The sequence below is a fragment of the Pseudodonghicola xiamenensis DSM 18339 genome, from assembly GCF_000429365.1.
Lineage (GTDB): Bacteria > Pseudomonadota > Alphaproteobacteria > Rhodobacterales > Rhodobacteraceae > Pseudodonghicola > Pseudodonghicola xiamenensis.
The window spans coordinates 1-14,727 of sequence record NZ_AUBS01000030.1 but is presented as its reverse complement, the minus strand read 5'-3'; the positions used below and the strand labels follow the sequence as shown (position 1 = coordinate 14,727).

At 64.8% G+C, this 14,727-nt stretch carries 16 protein-coding genes and 1 tRNA gene; 12 read left to right on the top strand and 5 right to left on the bottom strand.

Annotated elements, in window-relative coordinates; translation table 11 throughout:
- Positions 1-342: 342 nt before the first annotated feature.
- The 8 genes from G455_RS0117620 (at position 343) to G455_RS0117585 (ending at position 9,081) form a co-directional block, all read left to right on the top strand.
- A complete protein-coding gene (locus G455_RS0117620) occupies positions 343-1,887 on the top strand; it encodes an acetolactate synthase large subunit (RefSeq protein ID WP_028094904.1) in 1,545 nt (514 codons plus the stop codon).
- Positions 1,888-2,146: 259 nt separating this feature from the next.
- A complete protein-coding gene (locus G455_RS0117615) occupies positions 2,147-3,406 on the top strand; it encodes an imelysin family protein (RefSeq protein WP_028094903.1) in 1,260 nt (419 codons plus the stop codon).
- A 119-nt stretch (positions 3,407-3,525) separates the two neighbouring features.
- Positions 3,526-4,545, top strand: a complete 1,020-nt coding sequence (locus tag G455_RS0117610; protein ID WP_028094902.1) for a hypothetical protein — start codon at positions 3,526-3,528, stop codon at positions 4,543-4,545.
- A 167-nt stretch (positions 4,546-4,712) separates the two neighbouring features.
- Complete coding sequence (locus G455_RS0117605; protein WP_028094901.1) at positions 4,713-4,964, top strand: (2Fe-2S)-binding protein; 252 nt, start codon at positions 4,713-4,715, stop codon at positions 4,962-4,964.
- Positions 4,965-4,971: 7 nt separating this feature from the next.
- Entirely contained in the window at positions 4,972-5,457 is a 486-nt protein-coding gene (bfr, locus tag G455_RS0117600) for a bacterioferritin (RefSeq protein ID WP_028094900.1), read from the top strand.
- On the top strand, positions 5,393-6,967 hold the full coding sequence (locus G455_RS0117595; RefSeq protein ID WP_084437121.1) for a di-heme oxidoreductase family protein: 1,575 nt from the start codon (positions 5,393-5,395) through the stop codon (positions 6,965-6,967). The genes bfr and G455_RS0117595 overlap by 65 nt, the downstream gene beginning before the upstream one ends.
- Entirely contained in the window at positions 6,968-7,987 is a 1,020-nt protein-coding gene (locus G455_RS0117590) for an imelysin family protein (RefSeq protein ID WP_028094898.1), read from the top strand.
- A 2-nt stretch (positions 7,988-7,989) separates the two neighbouring features.
- Positions 7,990-9,081, top strand: a complete 1,092-nt coding sequence (locus G455_RS0117585) for a DUF1513 domain-containing protein (protein WP_028094897.1) — start codon at positions 7,990-7,992, stop codon at positions 9,079-9,081.
- Here G455_RS0117585 and G455_RS24525 read toward each other — a convergent pair.
- The 3 genes from G455_RS24525 to G455_RS0117570 are packed head-to-tail and all read right to left on the bottom strand — an operon-like array spanning position 9,078 to position 11,424.
- On the bottom strand, positions 9,078-10,457 hold the full coding sequence (locus G455_RS24525; RefSeq protein WP_051312602.1) for a sensor histidine kinase: 1,380 nt from the start codon (positions 10,455-10,457) through the stop codon (positions 9,078-9,080). The genes G455_RS0117585 and G455_RS24525 overlap by 4 nt on opposite strands.
- On the bottom strand, positions 10,454-11,116 hold the full coding sequence (locus G455_RS0117575) for a response regulator transcription factor (protein ID WP_028094896.1): 663 nt from the start codon (positions 11,114-11,116) through the stop codon (positions 10,454-10,456). The genes G455_RS24525 and G455_RS0117575 overlap by 4 nt, the downstream gene beginning before the upstream one ends.
- The gene (locus tag G455_RS0117570; protein WP_229861829.1) at positions 11,116-11,424 is read right to left on the bottom strand and encodes a PepSY domain-containing protein; all 309 of its coding nucleotides are present in this window, start codon (positions 11,422-11,424) and stop codon (positions 11,116-11,118) included. The genes G455_RS0117575 and G455_RS0117570 overlap by 1 nt, the downstream gene beginning before the upstream one ends.
- Positions 11,425-11,637: 213 nt before the next feature.
- Here G455_RS0117570 and G455_RS0117565 point away from each other — a divergent pair, with 213 nt between their 5' ends.
- The gene (locus G455_RS0117565) at positions 11,638-12,261 is read left to right on the top strand and encodes a cytochrome b/b6 domain-containing protein (RefSeq protein ID WP_028094894.1); all 624 of its coding nucleotides are present in this window, start codon (positions 11,638-11,640) and stop codon (positions 12,259-12,261) included.
- A 204-nt stretch (positions 12,262-12,465) separates the two neighbouring features.
- Here G455_RS0117565 and G455_RS0117560 read toward each other — a convergent pair.
- Positions 12,466-12,540: transfer RNA gene (locus G455_RS0117560), tRNA-Glu, on the bottom strand.
- 344 nt (positions 12,541-12,884) lie between these two features.
- On the opposite strand from G455_RS0117560, the gene G455_RS26980 reads away from it, so the two are divergent.
- From G455_RS26980 to G455_RS0117550, 3 genes are read left to right on the top strand one after another with little or no spacing between them, the layout of a single operon-like run.
- On the top strand, positions 12,885-13,709 hold the full coding sequence (locus G455_RS26980) for a tyrosine-type recombinase/integrase (protein WP_051312601.1): 825 nt from the start codon (positions 12,885-12,887) through the stop codon (positions 13,707-13,709).
- The gene (locus G455_RS26975; RefSeq protein WP_229861830.1) at positions 13,649-14,206 is read left to right on the top strand and encodes a tyrosine-type recombinase/integrase; all 558 of its coding nucleotides are present in this window, start codon (positions 13,649-13,651) and stop codon (positions 14,204-14,206) included. Before G455_RS26980 ends, G455_RS26975 begins: the two co-directional genes overlap by 61 nt.
- Positions 14,206-14,478, top strand: a complete 273-nt coding sequence (locus G455_RS0117550) for a hypothetical protein (RefSeq protein ID WP_028094893.1) — start codon at positions 14,206-14,208, stop codon at positions 14,476-14,478. The genes G455_RS26975 and G455_RS0117550 overlap by 1 nt, the downstream gene beginning before the upstream one ends.
- Positions 14,479-14,525: 47 nt before the next feature.
- Here the strand turns inward: G455_RS0117550 and G455_RS26820 are convergent.
- A partial coding sequence (locus tag G455_RS26820) for a hypothetical protein (protein WP_035366968.1) occupies positions 14,526-14,727 on the bottom strand: 202 nt, incomplete at its 5' end.

The following is a 14,727-nucleotide window of genomic DNA, read 5'->3' as shown; positions in this document are numbered from 1 at the left end:
CCCTGGGCATCCGTTGGGGAGGGCTCTCGTCCCCCCGGCTGACGAGATTGACGTGCGGGGCGGGGGCCCCGTCGGCCTCTGGTGAGGCCAGTTCTTCGTTGGCGATCACCAGAATGGCAGATGGGAGGGGCTGGGGGGATCGGCGTCGATCAGACCATCGCGATGGACCTGGCAGTCGGCATATCGGTCCCTGTCGCCCGGACTTTGCACGCGATGGAGACACGGGAGGGCATCGGACGCGCTGTAAAGTGAATTCGCTCTGGCCCCGGTGGGCGGGGCATGAAACGGTGCCGGCGGGGATGCCGCAGGCATCTCCGCCTATTGTCTTGAGGAGAGAATGACATGAACGGCGCCGAAAGCCTGGTGCGTAGCCTGTTGGCAAGCGATGTGGACGTGTGTTTCACCAATCCCGGAACCTCTGAAATGCACTTTGTCGCGGCGCTTGATCATGTGCCGGGAATGCGCTCGGTTCTGGCACTGTTCGAAGGTGTGGCGACTGGGGCGGCCGATGGCTATTGGCGGATGGCGCGCAAGCCGGCCTCGACCCTGCTGCACCTCGGGCCGGGTCTGGCCAACGGTCTGTCGAACCTGCACAACGCCAAGAAGGCGGGGTCGGGTATCGTCAATATCGTCGGTGAACACGCCTCGACCCATATCGCGCTGGATGCGCCGCTGACGGCGGATATCGAAGGCATCGCGCGGCCGATGTCTGCTTGGGTTCACACCTCTCTTTCGACGGCGGATGTCGGTGCCGATGCCGCCCGCGCAGTGCAGCAGGCGCGCACAACGCCGGGCCGGGTGGCGACGCTGATCCTGCCGGGGGATACCGCCTGGACCGAGGGCGGCGCGGTGGCCGAGGCCCTGGCGCCCGAGGCCCCGGAGCGCCCCGACGCCGCGCTGGTCGAAGAGGCGGCCAGGGCGTTGGCCGGTGAAGGCAGCCTGCTGCTGCTGGGCGCCGGCGCCCTGACCGAGGAAAACCTGGCGCTGGCCGGCAAGATCGCCGCCGCGACGGGGTGCGCGCTGATGTCGGAATGGGCAAACCCGCGCACCGAACGCGGCGCCGGTCGGGTGGCGATACCGCGGGTGCCCTATCCGATCGACCTGGCGCTGAAGGCGCTGGAGCCCTACGGCAAGATCGTGCTGTTGGGGGCGCGCGAACCGATCGGCTTTTTCGCCTATCCAGGCAAGCCGGCGCGTTTGACCCGGCCGGATGCAGATTTCGTGCCGCTGGCGACTGCCGCGATGGATACCGGTGCCGCGCTGGAGGCGCTGGTGGCGGCCACCGGGGCGGCGGCCAAATCGGCACTGATCGAGGCCGCCAGCCTGCCCGATCTGCCGCCGCTGTCGCCGCTGACGCCCGAAACCATCGCGCCGGTGATCGCCAATGCGATTCGCGAAGGCACCATTCTGGTCGACGAGACGGTCTCGAGCGGTGGTTATCTGCCTGCGGCCACCAAGGGCGCGCCGCAGCACAGCCTGTTGCAGAACAACGGCGGCTCGATCGGCTATGGGCTGTCGGTTTCGGTCGGCGCAGCGGTTGCCTGTCCGGATCGCAAGGTGCTGGCGCTGATCAGCGACGGCAGTGGCATGTATGTGCCGCAGGGCCTTTGGACCATGGCGCGCGAGGGGCTGGACGTCACCATCGTGATCCTTGCCAACCGCGCCTATAACATCCTGCGCGGTGAGCTGACCAATGTCGGCGTGCAGAACCCCGGGCCGCGCGCCATTGACATGCTGTCGCTGGACCGGCCGACGCTGGACTGGGTGTCGCTTGCCCGTGGCATGGGGGTGGAGGCGACCCGGGTCGAGGATACCGCACAGCTCGCTCTGGCGCTGGACGCAGGCCTTGAAGCGCCAGGGCCGGTGCTGATCGAAGCGGTGATGTGACCGGGTCCCGCCCCGTCGGTTCATTCCCGGTGGGGTGGGCCCCCGGATCGGGAGGGGCGGGCGGGAGAGGGAACGTTTCAGCGGGGGACTGGCGTAGGCTTGACAATTCCGACGAATTTAATCAGGTTCTGGCCGAGCTCCCGCCCGTGCGGGGACATCTGTGTTTCAGGATCGCGAAAGCGCCAGGATTGCCGGCCGCGCCCAGGGGGCGGTAGGGCAGGCTCTTTCGGGGTCGGTCGCCGACTGAAAGGATTTCGAAATGAAACGTCTCGCCCTGACTGCCGTACTCTTCGGCTCGGTCGCAGCCGTGCCGGCGCTGGCCGCCGACAAGGCTGCGGTGCTGGATACCTACGTGACTATCGCCGCTGCCGCCTATGGGGACAGCGCCGCGACGGCCAAGCGGTTACAGCTGGCAGTCGATGCGCTGATCGCGGATCCCTCGCCCGAGGCGTTGGAGGCTGCAAAGGCGGCCTGGAAAGAGGCGCGGGTGCCTTATCAGCAGACCGAGGTCTTCCGCTTCGGTAACCCGATCGTCGACGATTGGGAAGGCAAGGTGAATGCCTGGCCGCTGGACGAGGGGCTGATCGACTATGTCGATTCCTCTTATGGCGAGAGTGATGAGAACCCGCTGGCCGCGCTGAACGTGATCGCCAATCCCAAGCCGGTGATTGCTGGCAAGCAGGTCGATGCCACCCATATTACGCCGGAGCTGCTGGAAGGCACTCTGCAAGAGGCCGAAGGTATCGAAACCAACGTTGCCACCGGCTATCACGCGATCGAATTCCTGCTCTGGGGGCAGGATTTGCATGGCACCGAGGCCGGCGCCGGAGAGCGGCGCTGGACCGATTACGCCAAGGGCGATGCCTGCACCAACGACAATTGCGATCGCCGGGGCGAATACCTGAAGGCCGCGACCGATCTGCTGGTCAGCGATCTGGACTGGATGGAGGCGCAATGGGCCGAGGGCGGTGCGGCGCGGGCCAATGTGCTGCAGGACGAGAATGCCGGCATCACCATCATTCTGACTGGCATGGGCAGCCTGTCCTATGGCGAGCAGGCGGGCGAGCGCATGCGGCTGGGCCTGATGTTGAACGATCCTGAGGAAGAACATGATTGCTTCTCGGACAACACCTATAACAGCCACTTCTACGATGGCATCGGTATCCGTAACGTCTATCTGGGCCGCTATGTCGGTGCCGATGGCGCGGTGGTGTCGGGGCCTTCGCTGTCCGAAATGGTGGCCGAGACCAACCCGGAGCTGGACCGCGAGATGAAGTCCAAGCTGAATGCCACCGTCAATGCACTGCTCGATATCAAGATCGCGGCCGAGGCCGGTTTTGCCTATGACCAGATGCTGGCGCGCGGCAATGCCGCGGGCGAGGCGCTGATCATGGGGGGCGTCAATGGGCTGATCGACCAGACCAAGACCATCGAGCGTATCGTCGGCGCTCTGAACGTCGACAAGCTGGAATTCGAAGGCTCTGACAGCCTCGACAACCCTTCCGCCGTCTTCCAGTAAGGGCCAGGGTGACATTCTGAAATCTCGGTGGGGCCCTTCGGGGCTCCACAGTTTTGCCAAGCCGGGCTGCGCCATTGTCGCGCGGTCGCTAGGCCTTATCTTCCCCACGAAAGAAAATCATGAAAAAACAATTGACTGTCGCGCTGTACTCCAGCGTGCCGCTGTTGCTGCTGTCATCTGTCGCCCAGGCGCAGGAGGCCAGCCGCCTGTCTCTGGGCGGGTCGCTTGAGATCGGTAACGATCAGGTGATCCATTCCGACGAGTCCAGCCGCGAGATTCGCGACACCTACGCCACCGGTGAGATCAACGCCCGTTTCGCCCTGACCGACACCGTCGTGCTGTTCGGTGGGCTGACCTGGGAATCGGTGGTTGATCCGACCGAAGACCGAACGTTCCAGCAGATGGGGCTTTATGCGCATGAGCTGGGCGTCGAATTCGATTTCGGCCCGGCGGCAGTTCAGGCTGGTAAGGTGCACCCGGTCTGGGGCGTGGCCTGGGACGTGGCCGCCGGCTTCTACGGCACGACCCTTGCCGAGGATTACGAGCTGTCCGAGCAGATCGGTATCCTGGCCAGCGTCGATCTGGGGCAGGCCGGTGCGCTGTCCTATGGGGTGTTCTATGCCGACGATACCGTGTTCAGCAGATCGCTGGGCTACAATCGGGGGCGCAATTCGTCGAACGACGGTGGCGCCGGGAATACGGGCAAGCTGAACAACGTCTCGATGCAGTGGGCGAAGGAATGGGATGATACCTATGTCCATGTCGGTGTGCGATATCTGCACGCAGGCACCGGCGACGTGAAGGACGAAAAGGGCTATCTGCTCGGGATCGGCCATTCCTTTGCTGGTGGGGTCGATGTGCTGGCCGAGGTCGCGGCCTTCGACGGATATGGCGGCACCGCCGACGATGCCACTTATGCGACGCTGAACGCGGCCTATGCGATCGGCGACTGGACCCTGTCCGGCACCTTTGCCAGCCGGGATATCGACAGCGAGGGGCGCACCAACCTGACGTCGGTCGGGGCGGAATATGCCTTTGCCAACGGGTTCGTCCTGGGCGGCGCGCTGGCCTATGTCGACGAGGCCGGCACCAAGGATACCGCGTTGGGGGTCAATCTGGTGATTCCCTTCGGCGATTGATTTCGACGCTTCTGGGAAGGTTTGACGATCGGGGCCGTGCCGCAGGTGCGGCCTCACGCATTTCTGAAGAGGTATCCGACTAAAAATATCAGAAAACGCTGGCGAGAGCCGAAAAAGCCGACTAATAGACTAAGATAATTGCCGCCCCCCAGTCAGAAGGTCGCCGCATGATCGTTTGCCACTGCATGAACATCAGTGATTCCGATATTCACGCCGCTGTCGACTGGATGCGGGCCGCCGACCCCGACACGCTGATCACCCCGCGCAAGGTCTATCGCGCGCTGGGAAAATCGGCGGATTGTGGCGGTTGCATGCCGCTGTTTCTGGATACCATGCGGAAGAATTCCAATTTGCAAATTCCTCTCCTCATGCGCAGTCTCGACCCTGTGCATAGAACCGAAGTGAATGGACGGGAGTAGCAAGACGATGAAGGGCGACGCCAAGGTTATTGAATACCTCAATAAATCCCTGCGGCACGAGCTGACGGCGGTCAGCCAGTACTGGCTGCACTACCGGTTGCAGGAAGATTGGGGGCTGGGCGCGATGGCATCCAAGAGCCGCGAGGAAAGCATCGAGGAGATGCAACATGCCGACAAGCTGATCGAACGGATCATCTTCCTCGAAGGCCATCCGAACCTGCAAAAGCTCGATCCCCTGCGGATCGGCCAGACCCCGAAAGAGACGCTGGAATGTGATCTTGCCGCCGAGGTCGACGCCCGTGCGCTTTATGCCGAGGCGCGCGCCTATTGCGACAAGGTGGGGGATTTCGTGTCGATGAAGCTGTTTGACGAGCTTCTGGCCGACGAAGAAGGGCATATCGACTTCCTTGAAACACAACTGGACCTCTATGACCGCCTTGGCGCCGAAAAATACGCGCAGCTCAACGCCACCAAGATGGACGCAGGCGAATAAGCCTGCTCTTGCGCTGGCGCTCGCCCTGATCGCGGGCGCCGGCTCCGCCCAAGAGGCGGCCTTGACCGAGCCGCATCTCAAATTCCTGCCGCGCAGTGCCGAGGAGGCCGCTCGGATTGCCGCAGTCGAGCAGCCGACCACGGAGTTCTCTGCCCCCGAGGCTTTCGAGGCGCGCGCTGGTGGTGCCTCTACGGTATTTCGGGACGACAAGGACACATTCCTGCAACCCTCGGCCAATCTCGAGGCCGCGCGAGGGCTGGATTTTCGCCTGGGCCACGGGATGTTCGAAAAGCTCTGGGTGTCCTCTCCGTCTTCGACCAAGGCATCGGACGGGCTCGGTCCGCTCTACAACGCGCGTTCCTGCCTGAGCTGCCACCCCCGCGACGGGCGTGGTCATGCGCCGGCAGTGGGCGAAGACGCGCTGTCACTGGTCCTGCATGTCGCCCGCCCGATGGGGCAGGGGCCTGGCACGATGGCCGGGATCGCGGGGTTTCAGCCCACTGGTCCGGATCCGGTCTATGGCCGGCAGATGCAGAACCGCGCCGTGGTGGGGCTGAAACCGGAGTATCGGCTGACCGTCAGCTATGATGAGATCGCAATTCCGCTTGAGGGGGGCGAGATCGCGCATCTCAGGGCGCCGCAGTATCGCCTGGATGAACTGGCCCATGGTCCGCTGGCCGCGGGCAGCGCCGTTAGCCCGAGGGTGGCGCCGGCGATGATCGGTCTGGGGCTGCTCGAGGCGATCCCGGCGGCGGATATCCTGGCCGGCGCCGATCCGGATGACGCCAATGGTGATGGTATCTCGGGACGGGCGAATATCGTCTGGTCGCAACGTTACCAGCGTCCGATGCTGGGCCGCTTCGGTCTCAAGGCCGGCCAGCCCACGGTTGAGGATCAGAGCGCCCGGGCCTTTTCGGACGACATCGGCATCTCGACCCCGCTCTATCCGGCGCCCTGGGGAGATTGCACCGAGGCCGAAGCTGCCTGTCGCGCCGCCCCCCATGGCGATGGCGATGCCCGGGTGTTCGAAGTGGATGCAGAGGCGCTTGATGTGCTGGTCTACTACGCCCGCAACCTCGCCGTGCCGGCGCGGCGCGATGTGGACGATCCGCAGGTGTTGCGGGGCAAACAGGTGTTCTACGACGCAGGTTGCCCCGCCTGCCACCGGCCGAAATTCGTCACCCACCGGCTGAAAGAGCAGCCGGAACAGAGCTTTCAACTGATCTGGCCCTATTCCGATCTTCTGCTGCACGACATGGGGCCGGGGCTTTCCGACGATCTGGTCGAAGGCCGCGCCTCCGGGGCGGAGTGGCGCACCGCACCGCTCTGGGGTATAGGGCTGGCACGGGTGGTCGATCCGCGCGCCGGATACCTGCATGACGGGCGCGCGCGCAGCCTTCTCGAGGCGATCCTCTGGCACGGGGGCGAGGCGCAGCCCCAGCGCGACCGGGTGATCGGCCTGCCGCCCACCGAACGCGCCGCCCTGATCCGGTTTCTGGAGAGCCTTTGAATGCGATATCTCATCCCCGCCGCCGTCACCCTGTTCACCGCGCTGGCCGCACCGGTGGCGCAGGCGGGGCCCAAGACCGAAGCGATCCTCGATCAACTGGTGCTACCTGGCATGCGCAACCTGGCGGAGCGCACCGCCGATCTGGATGCAACTGCCCAGGCTGATTGCGCGGCTGACAGCACAGCGTTGCGTGCCGCCTACAATCAGGCCTTCGACGCCTGGATCGGGGTTAGCCATCTGCGCTTCGGTCCGGCGGAAACCGACACCCGCGGCTTTGCTCTGGCCTTCTGGCCTGACAGTCGCGGCATGATCCTGAAAACCGTCAAGGCGATGATCGCGCAGGAGGATTCGGTGGTCGATACGCCCGATGGCTTTGCCACCGTCTCGGTCGCCGGCCGCGGCTTCTATGCGATGGAATATCTGCTTTATGATACCGATCTCACCACCCACGAGACCGCTGATTATCGTTGCCGGCTGGTCCGGGCCCAGGCCGCCGACATCGCCCGCACTGCCGCCGCGATGGAGGCCGACTGGCGCGAGAGCTATGCCGATGTGATGCGCAATCCGGGGCCGGACAGCCGTTACAAGACCGACGAGGAGGTGCTGCAGGAGTTCTTCAAGGCCGTGGTCACCGATCTGGAAGTCGACGCCGATCTGCGGCTGGGCCGACCGATGGGCAAGATCGACGCGCCGCGTCCGACCCGGGCCGAGGCCTGGCGCTCGGGCAGGTCGCTGCGGCATGTGGTGTTGTCGCTGACCGCGCTGCGCCAGCTTTCCGACCTGCTGGACGAGGGCGACGCCGAGGTCGCGGGCCGGATCGACAAGGATTTCGACTATGCCTTCAGCCGGGCCGACAAGCTGACCGGGGATCCGATCTTTGCCGGGGTGGCGACGCCGCAGGGGCGGATCCGGGTGGAGACCTTGCAGGATGCGATCCGCACCATCCGGACCGACGTCAACCAGTACATGGGTCCGATGCTGGGGGTGGCGGCCGGCTTCAACTCACTGGACGGAGATTGATCATGACCTCACGGCGTGGTTTCCTGGCAGGCCTGATGGCCAGCGGACTGGCCCCGGCGGTCACCTGGGCCGAGGTGGGCGCCCCCGATTACCTTTCGGCAGCGCAGGCGCCCGACGGGTCTTATTGCCTGCTGGGGGTGGGGGCCGATGGCTCGATCCGCTTCCGCCAGCCGATCCCCGGGCGCGGTCATGCCGCCGCCGCCCATCCCCATCGCGCCGAAGCGGTGGGCTTTGCCCGCCGACCGGGCACCTTCGCCTTTGTCATCGACTGCGCCGCCGGCACCACAAGGGCCGAGCTTGAGGCGCCCGAGGGGCGGCATTTCTATGGTCACGGGGCGTTCTCCCGCGAGGGGGAGCTGCTGTTCACCGTCGAGAACGATTATGACGCCGCACGCGGGGTGATCGGGGTCTGGGATGTCGCATCGAACTATACCCGGGTGGGGGAGTTCGATTCGAATGGTGTCGGTCCGCATGAGCTGCGGTTGATGCCCGACGGCAAGACGCTCGTGGTGGCCAATGGCGGGATCGAAACCCATCCCGACAGCGGTCGGACCAAGCTGAATATCCCCTTCATGAAACCGAACCTGACCTATCTCAGGCTCGACGGCAGTCTGCTGGAGGCGGTCGAACTGGAGCCGGCGCTGCACAAGAACTCGATCCGCCATATCGATGTGCGGGCCGACGGGCTGGTGGGCTTCGCCATGCAGTGGCAGGGCGGCAAGGGTGATCAGCCGGCGATCCTGGGCGTGCATCGTCGGGGCGAGGCGCCGCGGCTGCAGTTGTTCGGAACCGACCCTGAGGTGGCCGCGCAGATGGACGGATATGGTGGCAGCGTCGCCTTTTCCGGAGATGGGCGCTATCTGGCGGTCTCTTCGCCGCGCGGGGCGCGGGTACAGGTCTTTGACGCCGAAACCGGCGCCTTGGCGCAGATCCTGCCGATGGAGGACGTCTGCGGCCTGGGGGCGCGGCCCGATGGCTTCCTGGCGTCGTCCGGCACCGGGCGGATGATCATGTTCGAGGCCGACGGCCCGCATGATCTGGGCAGGTCTGACGTGCGCTGGGACAATCACCTGGTGCCGCTCGCTCGCGTTTAGGCCGGGGGCGGGTCATCCGGATGCCCGGGCGGGGCAGGGGGCAGTCGCAGCTCTGCCCTGAGCCCGGCGCCGGTGTTCTCCAGATGCAGGCCACCGCCCGAGGCTTCGGCTAAATCGCTCGCGATGGCGAGGCCGAGCCCGCTGCCGCCCTGATCGAGCCGCGCACCGCGCGCGATGAGGGCGGAAAGCTGCCCCTCGGCAATTCCTGGCCCGTCGTCGGTGAGGCTGAGGTGGATCAGCCCGTCCTCCGCAATCGCCGCGGCGATCTGCACCCTGGCGCTGGCATGGCGCGCCGCGTTTTCCGCCAGCGCGCCGAAGGCTTCGGCCAGATCGGATTCTTCCATTGCCGCGATCAACCCGGGTGTGGTGCTGTTCTGCCAGTCTAGGCCGCTGCCCTCGGGCGTGCGGCGCAGCACGGCGGTGACACCGCGCACCACCTGTGCCACATCGGCACGGGCATCGCGGGCGCGGGCCGCGGCGCGGGTGCGGGCCAGTTCGCGGTCGACATGGCGTTGCAGCGCGCGGGCGATGGTTTCGATCCCCGCCGCGCTCTGCGCCTCGCCGGCGCGGCGCAGCCGCCCGGCCTCGCCCATCAGGGCCTGCAGCGGTGTCTTCATTCCATGCGCCAGATCACCGGCCCGGGCGCGGGCGCGGTCGATATCTTCCTCGCGGGCCGAGATCAGCGCGTCGATCTCGGTGGCGAGAGGGCGGACCTCCTGCGGCCAGTCCTGTCCCATCCGCCGGGCGGTGCCCTGTCTCAACGCGGTGACCCGGGCTCCCAGATCGTGCAGTGGCCGTAGCCCGACCATCACCTGAGCGCCGCCCGCGACGATCAACACCAGTGCGAGCAGCGCCAGATAGGGCAGCATGTCGGCCAGGAAATCCTGCCGCGCCGCCGCAAGCGATCCGGCTTCTACCGCGACGGAGGCCTGGATGCGATCTCCGCCAAGGCTTGGCGGCAAGGTCACCTGCCGTTCGACCACGAGGAGCGGCCCGCCGTCGGGCCCGGGCAGGCGATGGCTGTGGCTCAGCCCGTCGCCCAGATCGTCCACCTGTGGCAGCCGGTAATCCCACAACGAACGGGAGCGCAGGATCCTGTCGCCATCGACGATCTGCCAATAGAGCCCGCCATAGGGCTGGCCGAACCGTGGATCGGCCGGTTCGCGCACCAGCGTCAGCACTCCGTCCTTGCGCGCCAGCCCGGCCAACACCTGATCAAGCTGTATCGAGAGTTCCGCCTGCGCGCGGCGCTCGACATGAGTGCCGAAAAGGAGCGACAGGCCAAGGGCGGCCAGCCCCAATGCCAGCACGACGGCCAGCGCGCCGGCCAGCCCCAGCCGCAGGCGCAGGGACAGGTGGCGCAACGGATGCCTCATGCCTCGCCTTCCAGGAAATAGCCGAAACCGCGCCGGGTGCCGATCACCCCTTTGCCCAGCTTGCGGCGCAACCGCGCCACCACCGCCTCGAGCGCGTTGGCCTCGCGGGCGTCGTCATCGCCATAGAGGTGCTCCAGCAGTTCCGAGGGCGGCACCACCCGGTCGCGGTTCAGCGCCAGATAGGACAGCAGCCGATATTCCAGCGCTGTGACCGGCACCGGGGCGCCGGCGAGAGCCACGGTCATCCGGTTGGTGTCGAGGCTGAGCACTCCGGCCTGCTGCACTGCCGCCGGGTGGCCCGCCGCGCGGCGGATCAGGGCGCGGGCGCGGGCTACCAACTCCTCCATCCGGAAGGGTTTCGGCAGGTAATCGTCGGCGCCGGCCTCGATGCCGGCAACCCGCTCCTGCCAGGTGCCGCGCGCGGTCAGGATCAGCACCGGCACCGCCTGGCCGCCGGCGCGCCAGCGTTTCAGCACGCTCAACCCATCAAGCCCCGGCAGCCCCAGATCGAGCACGATCAGGTCATACTCTTCAGTATCGCCGCGAAACCAGGCCTCTTCTCCGTCGCTGCAGATCTCGGTCAGGAAACCGGCGCCGCCAAGCGCTGCGGCCAGATCGGCGGCGATCCTCGGGTCGTCCTCGACCACCAGCGCGCGCATCAGTCGTCCCGGCCCGGGTGGGCGCCGATCTCGGTCCCGGTGGCGGCATCCAGTTCCAGTTCCATCATGCGGCCATCGGGGGTGATCATCTCAAGCTCATAGATATAGCGACCTTCATGATATTCGAATTCCACCTCGATCAGCCGCCCGTCGCCGATCCGGTCGCGGGCGATGGTCAGGATATCGGTCAGCGGCAGGATCTGCCCCCGCTCCAATGCATTGCGGGCGCGGTCATGATCGTCGGCATCCGCCAGCGCGGGCAGGGCGAGCGTGATCAACAGGGGCAGCGACAGCAGGGGTCTCATCATCCGCATTCTCTAGCCTTCCGGCGCTGACGGCAAGCTGACAGAGATTGTCAGCGGGATGTCAGGCGCAGGGGCGCAAAAGGGTGCAGTCCGAAACAGAAAGCCGGAGACCCGAGGAATGAAACCTGTCGCAGAATTGTCCGTCCCACGTGCCGCGGATGGCTGCCCCATGTCTGCCCCCAAGGGGCTGTCGCTACCCAGGCGGAGGGCCTGAGGATGACACAGACCGAAACGCCGCAGATCAAGGTCTGGGATCCGCTGGTCCGGATCGGCCACCTCGTACTGATCGTGGGATTCGTCATCGCTTATCTGACGGAAGGGGAACCCGAGTGGCTGCATACCTTCGCGGGCTATGCCATCGCGGTGACCGTGGCGATCCGCATCCTCTGGGGAGTGGTCGGGCCGCGTCGGGCGCGGTTCACTGATTTCGTCACCGGCCCCTTTCGTGCGCTCGATTACCTGCGGGCGCTGATCGCTGGCCGGTCGCCGCGCTATGTCGGTCACAGCCCGGCCGGCGGGGTGATGGTGGTCGCGCTGCTGGTCTCTCTGGCGGTGACGGCCTTTGCCGGCATGGCCACGCTTGCCTCGGAAGACGGGCGGGGGCCGCTGGCCGGGATCATCCAGCAACTGCCGCAGGAGGCGATGAAGGTCGAGCGCGCCGGTCATGAGGAAGAGGGCGAGGAGGGCGAGGAAAACCCCTGGAAAGAAGTGCATGGGGCCTTCGCCAATCTGACCCTGCTTCTGGTGCTCTTCCATCTCGGCGGTGTGGCGCTGGCGAGTTACCGGCACCACGAGAATCTGCCGCGGTCGATGGTGACGGGATACAAGCGCGCCGAATGATCGCCGAATGATCGGGGGATGATCCGCGGGCCGTTTCGGGTTTCGCTCTGCCTCCGGAACGGCCAGACTTGGAGCGGGATGCGGCACGCCGCGCCCGCTTTTCCGTGTTCATGTGTCGGGTGAAGGAAGGCGTCTAACGACCTAGGGTCATAACACAAAACGCCAACAGCGTTTGTCTGTCTTGGACTGTTGTCATGAGAAAAGTGGCAGCCCGTAGGGGAGTCGAACCCCTCTTTCCAGGTTGAAAACCTGGCGTCCTAACCGATAGACGAACGGGCCACGCTGTGGTGAGCGCTTCTCTATGCAACTCTGGAGCCGGGCGCAAGAGGGAGAGAGAAGAAATTTTCGGCTTTCTCGTGAAGCGGTCGCAGGCTGGTCATGCATCGCTTGCGAGCATCCAATACGTCGATCTTTTCCGCATAGGAAAAGGTTTTGCTTCACTTTAGGGGGGAGAAAAGTGGCAGCCCGTAGGGCTTCCATTCATATGTCTGCCTGCGTCCAGGTGCGTCTAAAAATGGTTTTGTTTCCAATTGCTTGCGGTTCTGTTGCGTCCGTCACTGTCTTGATATGCCCGCCTGTTTCTGCGAAATTTCTGTAGTAAGAATGTAGTAGGGGAAGTGGTCATGGCGCGGGGTTCCGACCTTCTGGACGTGAAGACGATCAAGGCGACGACGAAGCCGGGGCACTACCGCGACGGGAAGGGCCTGTATCTGCAAGTGTCGGTTTGGGGCACGAAATCGTGGGTGTTCCGCTACACGGTTCGCGGCAAGACGCGCGGCATGGGTCTTGGGTCTATCGAAGACCTGACGCTTGCGCAGGCCCGCAACGAAGTCGAACGGCTGCGGGTTGTCGTTCGTGAAGGACGTGACCCCATCGAAGAACGCCGCGAACTTCATGCCGTGCAGGATGCGCCGAAGATCGTGACCTTTGCTGACGCGCTGGACGAATACATGAAGTCGGGCCGCATCGAAGATTTCCGCAGCGACAAGCACCGCAAGCAATGGCGGGCCAGCCTTGACTTTCACGCCGTTCCCAAGATCGGGGCGAAGGACGTGGGCACCCTGACCATTGACGACGTGAAGGACGTGTTGAAGCCGATTTGGGCGACGAAGACTGACACGGCTCGCCGCGTTCGCGGGCGCATGGAAAGCGTCTTCGCATGGGCGATTGACGAAGGTTGCCGCGAACATGACAACCCGGCGTCGGTGAAGGCGCTTGAAGTTTGGGTCGGCAATCAGATCAGAAGAAGGCCGAAGCGCAGAACCATCCGGCCATTCAGCAGGGCGGTTTCCCTGCATGGTTCGCCGAACTGCGCCGGCGCGAAGGCATGGCGGCGGCGCTGGCCTTCGGCGTTTTGTGCGCCAGCCGTTCCGGTGAGGTCCGGGGCATGGTTTTCGGCGAGGTCGATTTCGCAGCGAAGGTCTGGACGATCCCCGCAACCCGCATGAAAATGAAAAAGCCGCACGCGGTCCCGTTGTCCGAAGCTGCGGTCGCGCTGTTGAAGGCGCTTCCGAACTTCGAAGCCGATCACAAAGACCCCAAGGCGCTTGTCTTCCCGGCTCCGTGTGGCGGCGTAATGTCGGACATGACGATTTCCGCAGTTATGAAGCGGATGCACGAAGCCAAGGCGAAAAAGGACGGCAAGGGCTGGATTGACCCGCATGTTCTGACGCAGCCCGAAGACCCCGCCGAAGAACCGCAGCCGCGCCCCGCCGTGCCGCATGGCCTGCGTTCGACCTTCAAGGATTGGGCGACGGAAGCCGGTATCGACAACATTCAATCCGAAATCGCGCTGGCGCACCGCGTCGGCAACGAAGTCGAACAGCGGTATCGCCGCACCGATCTTGTCGAACAGCGCCGCGCCATGATGACGGCATGGGCCGGGTTCTGTCGCGGTGATGCCGCAGCGGCGAAGGTCGTGCCGATCCGGGCAGGGGTGGCATGATGATCAGCAAATTTCCGGTCGGGGCCGTTCCTGACGAAATCTTCGAAGCGATCAAGAATATTCGTCGCGGGCCAAAGAACAGCGAACGGCTTGCCGCGCTTGACGCCGAAGCATCTGCCGCGATTGATCGTGGCGAAGTCAAAAGTGAACGCGAAGCCGCCAAGCTATTTGCGCCGAAATACGGCAGTGAAGGTTTCGACGCGGAACAGCGCAACAACCGGCTTCGCGATATTGCCAATCGAATTAAAGAGTTTCGCGCCAATAGCGCCTAAATATTAATCCCCACGACAGGCAATTTTCGCCTGACATATGGTGATCCTCAGAAACATTTGAGGACTTCCACCATGAATGCCCTGACCAGTTCGACCGCCGCCGCAGCGGCTGAAACGCCCAAGTTCGCGCCTTCGCAGCTTGTGCCGACCGTCCTGTGTGGATGGCTCCCGCATAGCAAGTCGTAAATGATCTCATGTACCTTTTCAGAAGCGGTCTTGTGTCCGGCCTGTTTGCGCGGCTCACACCGC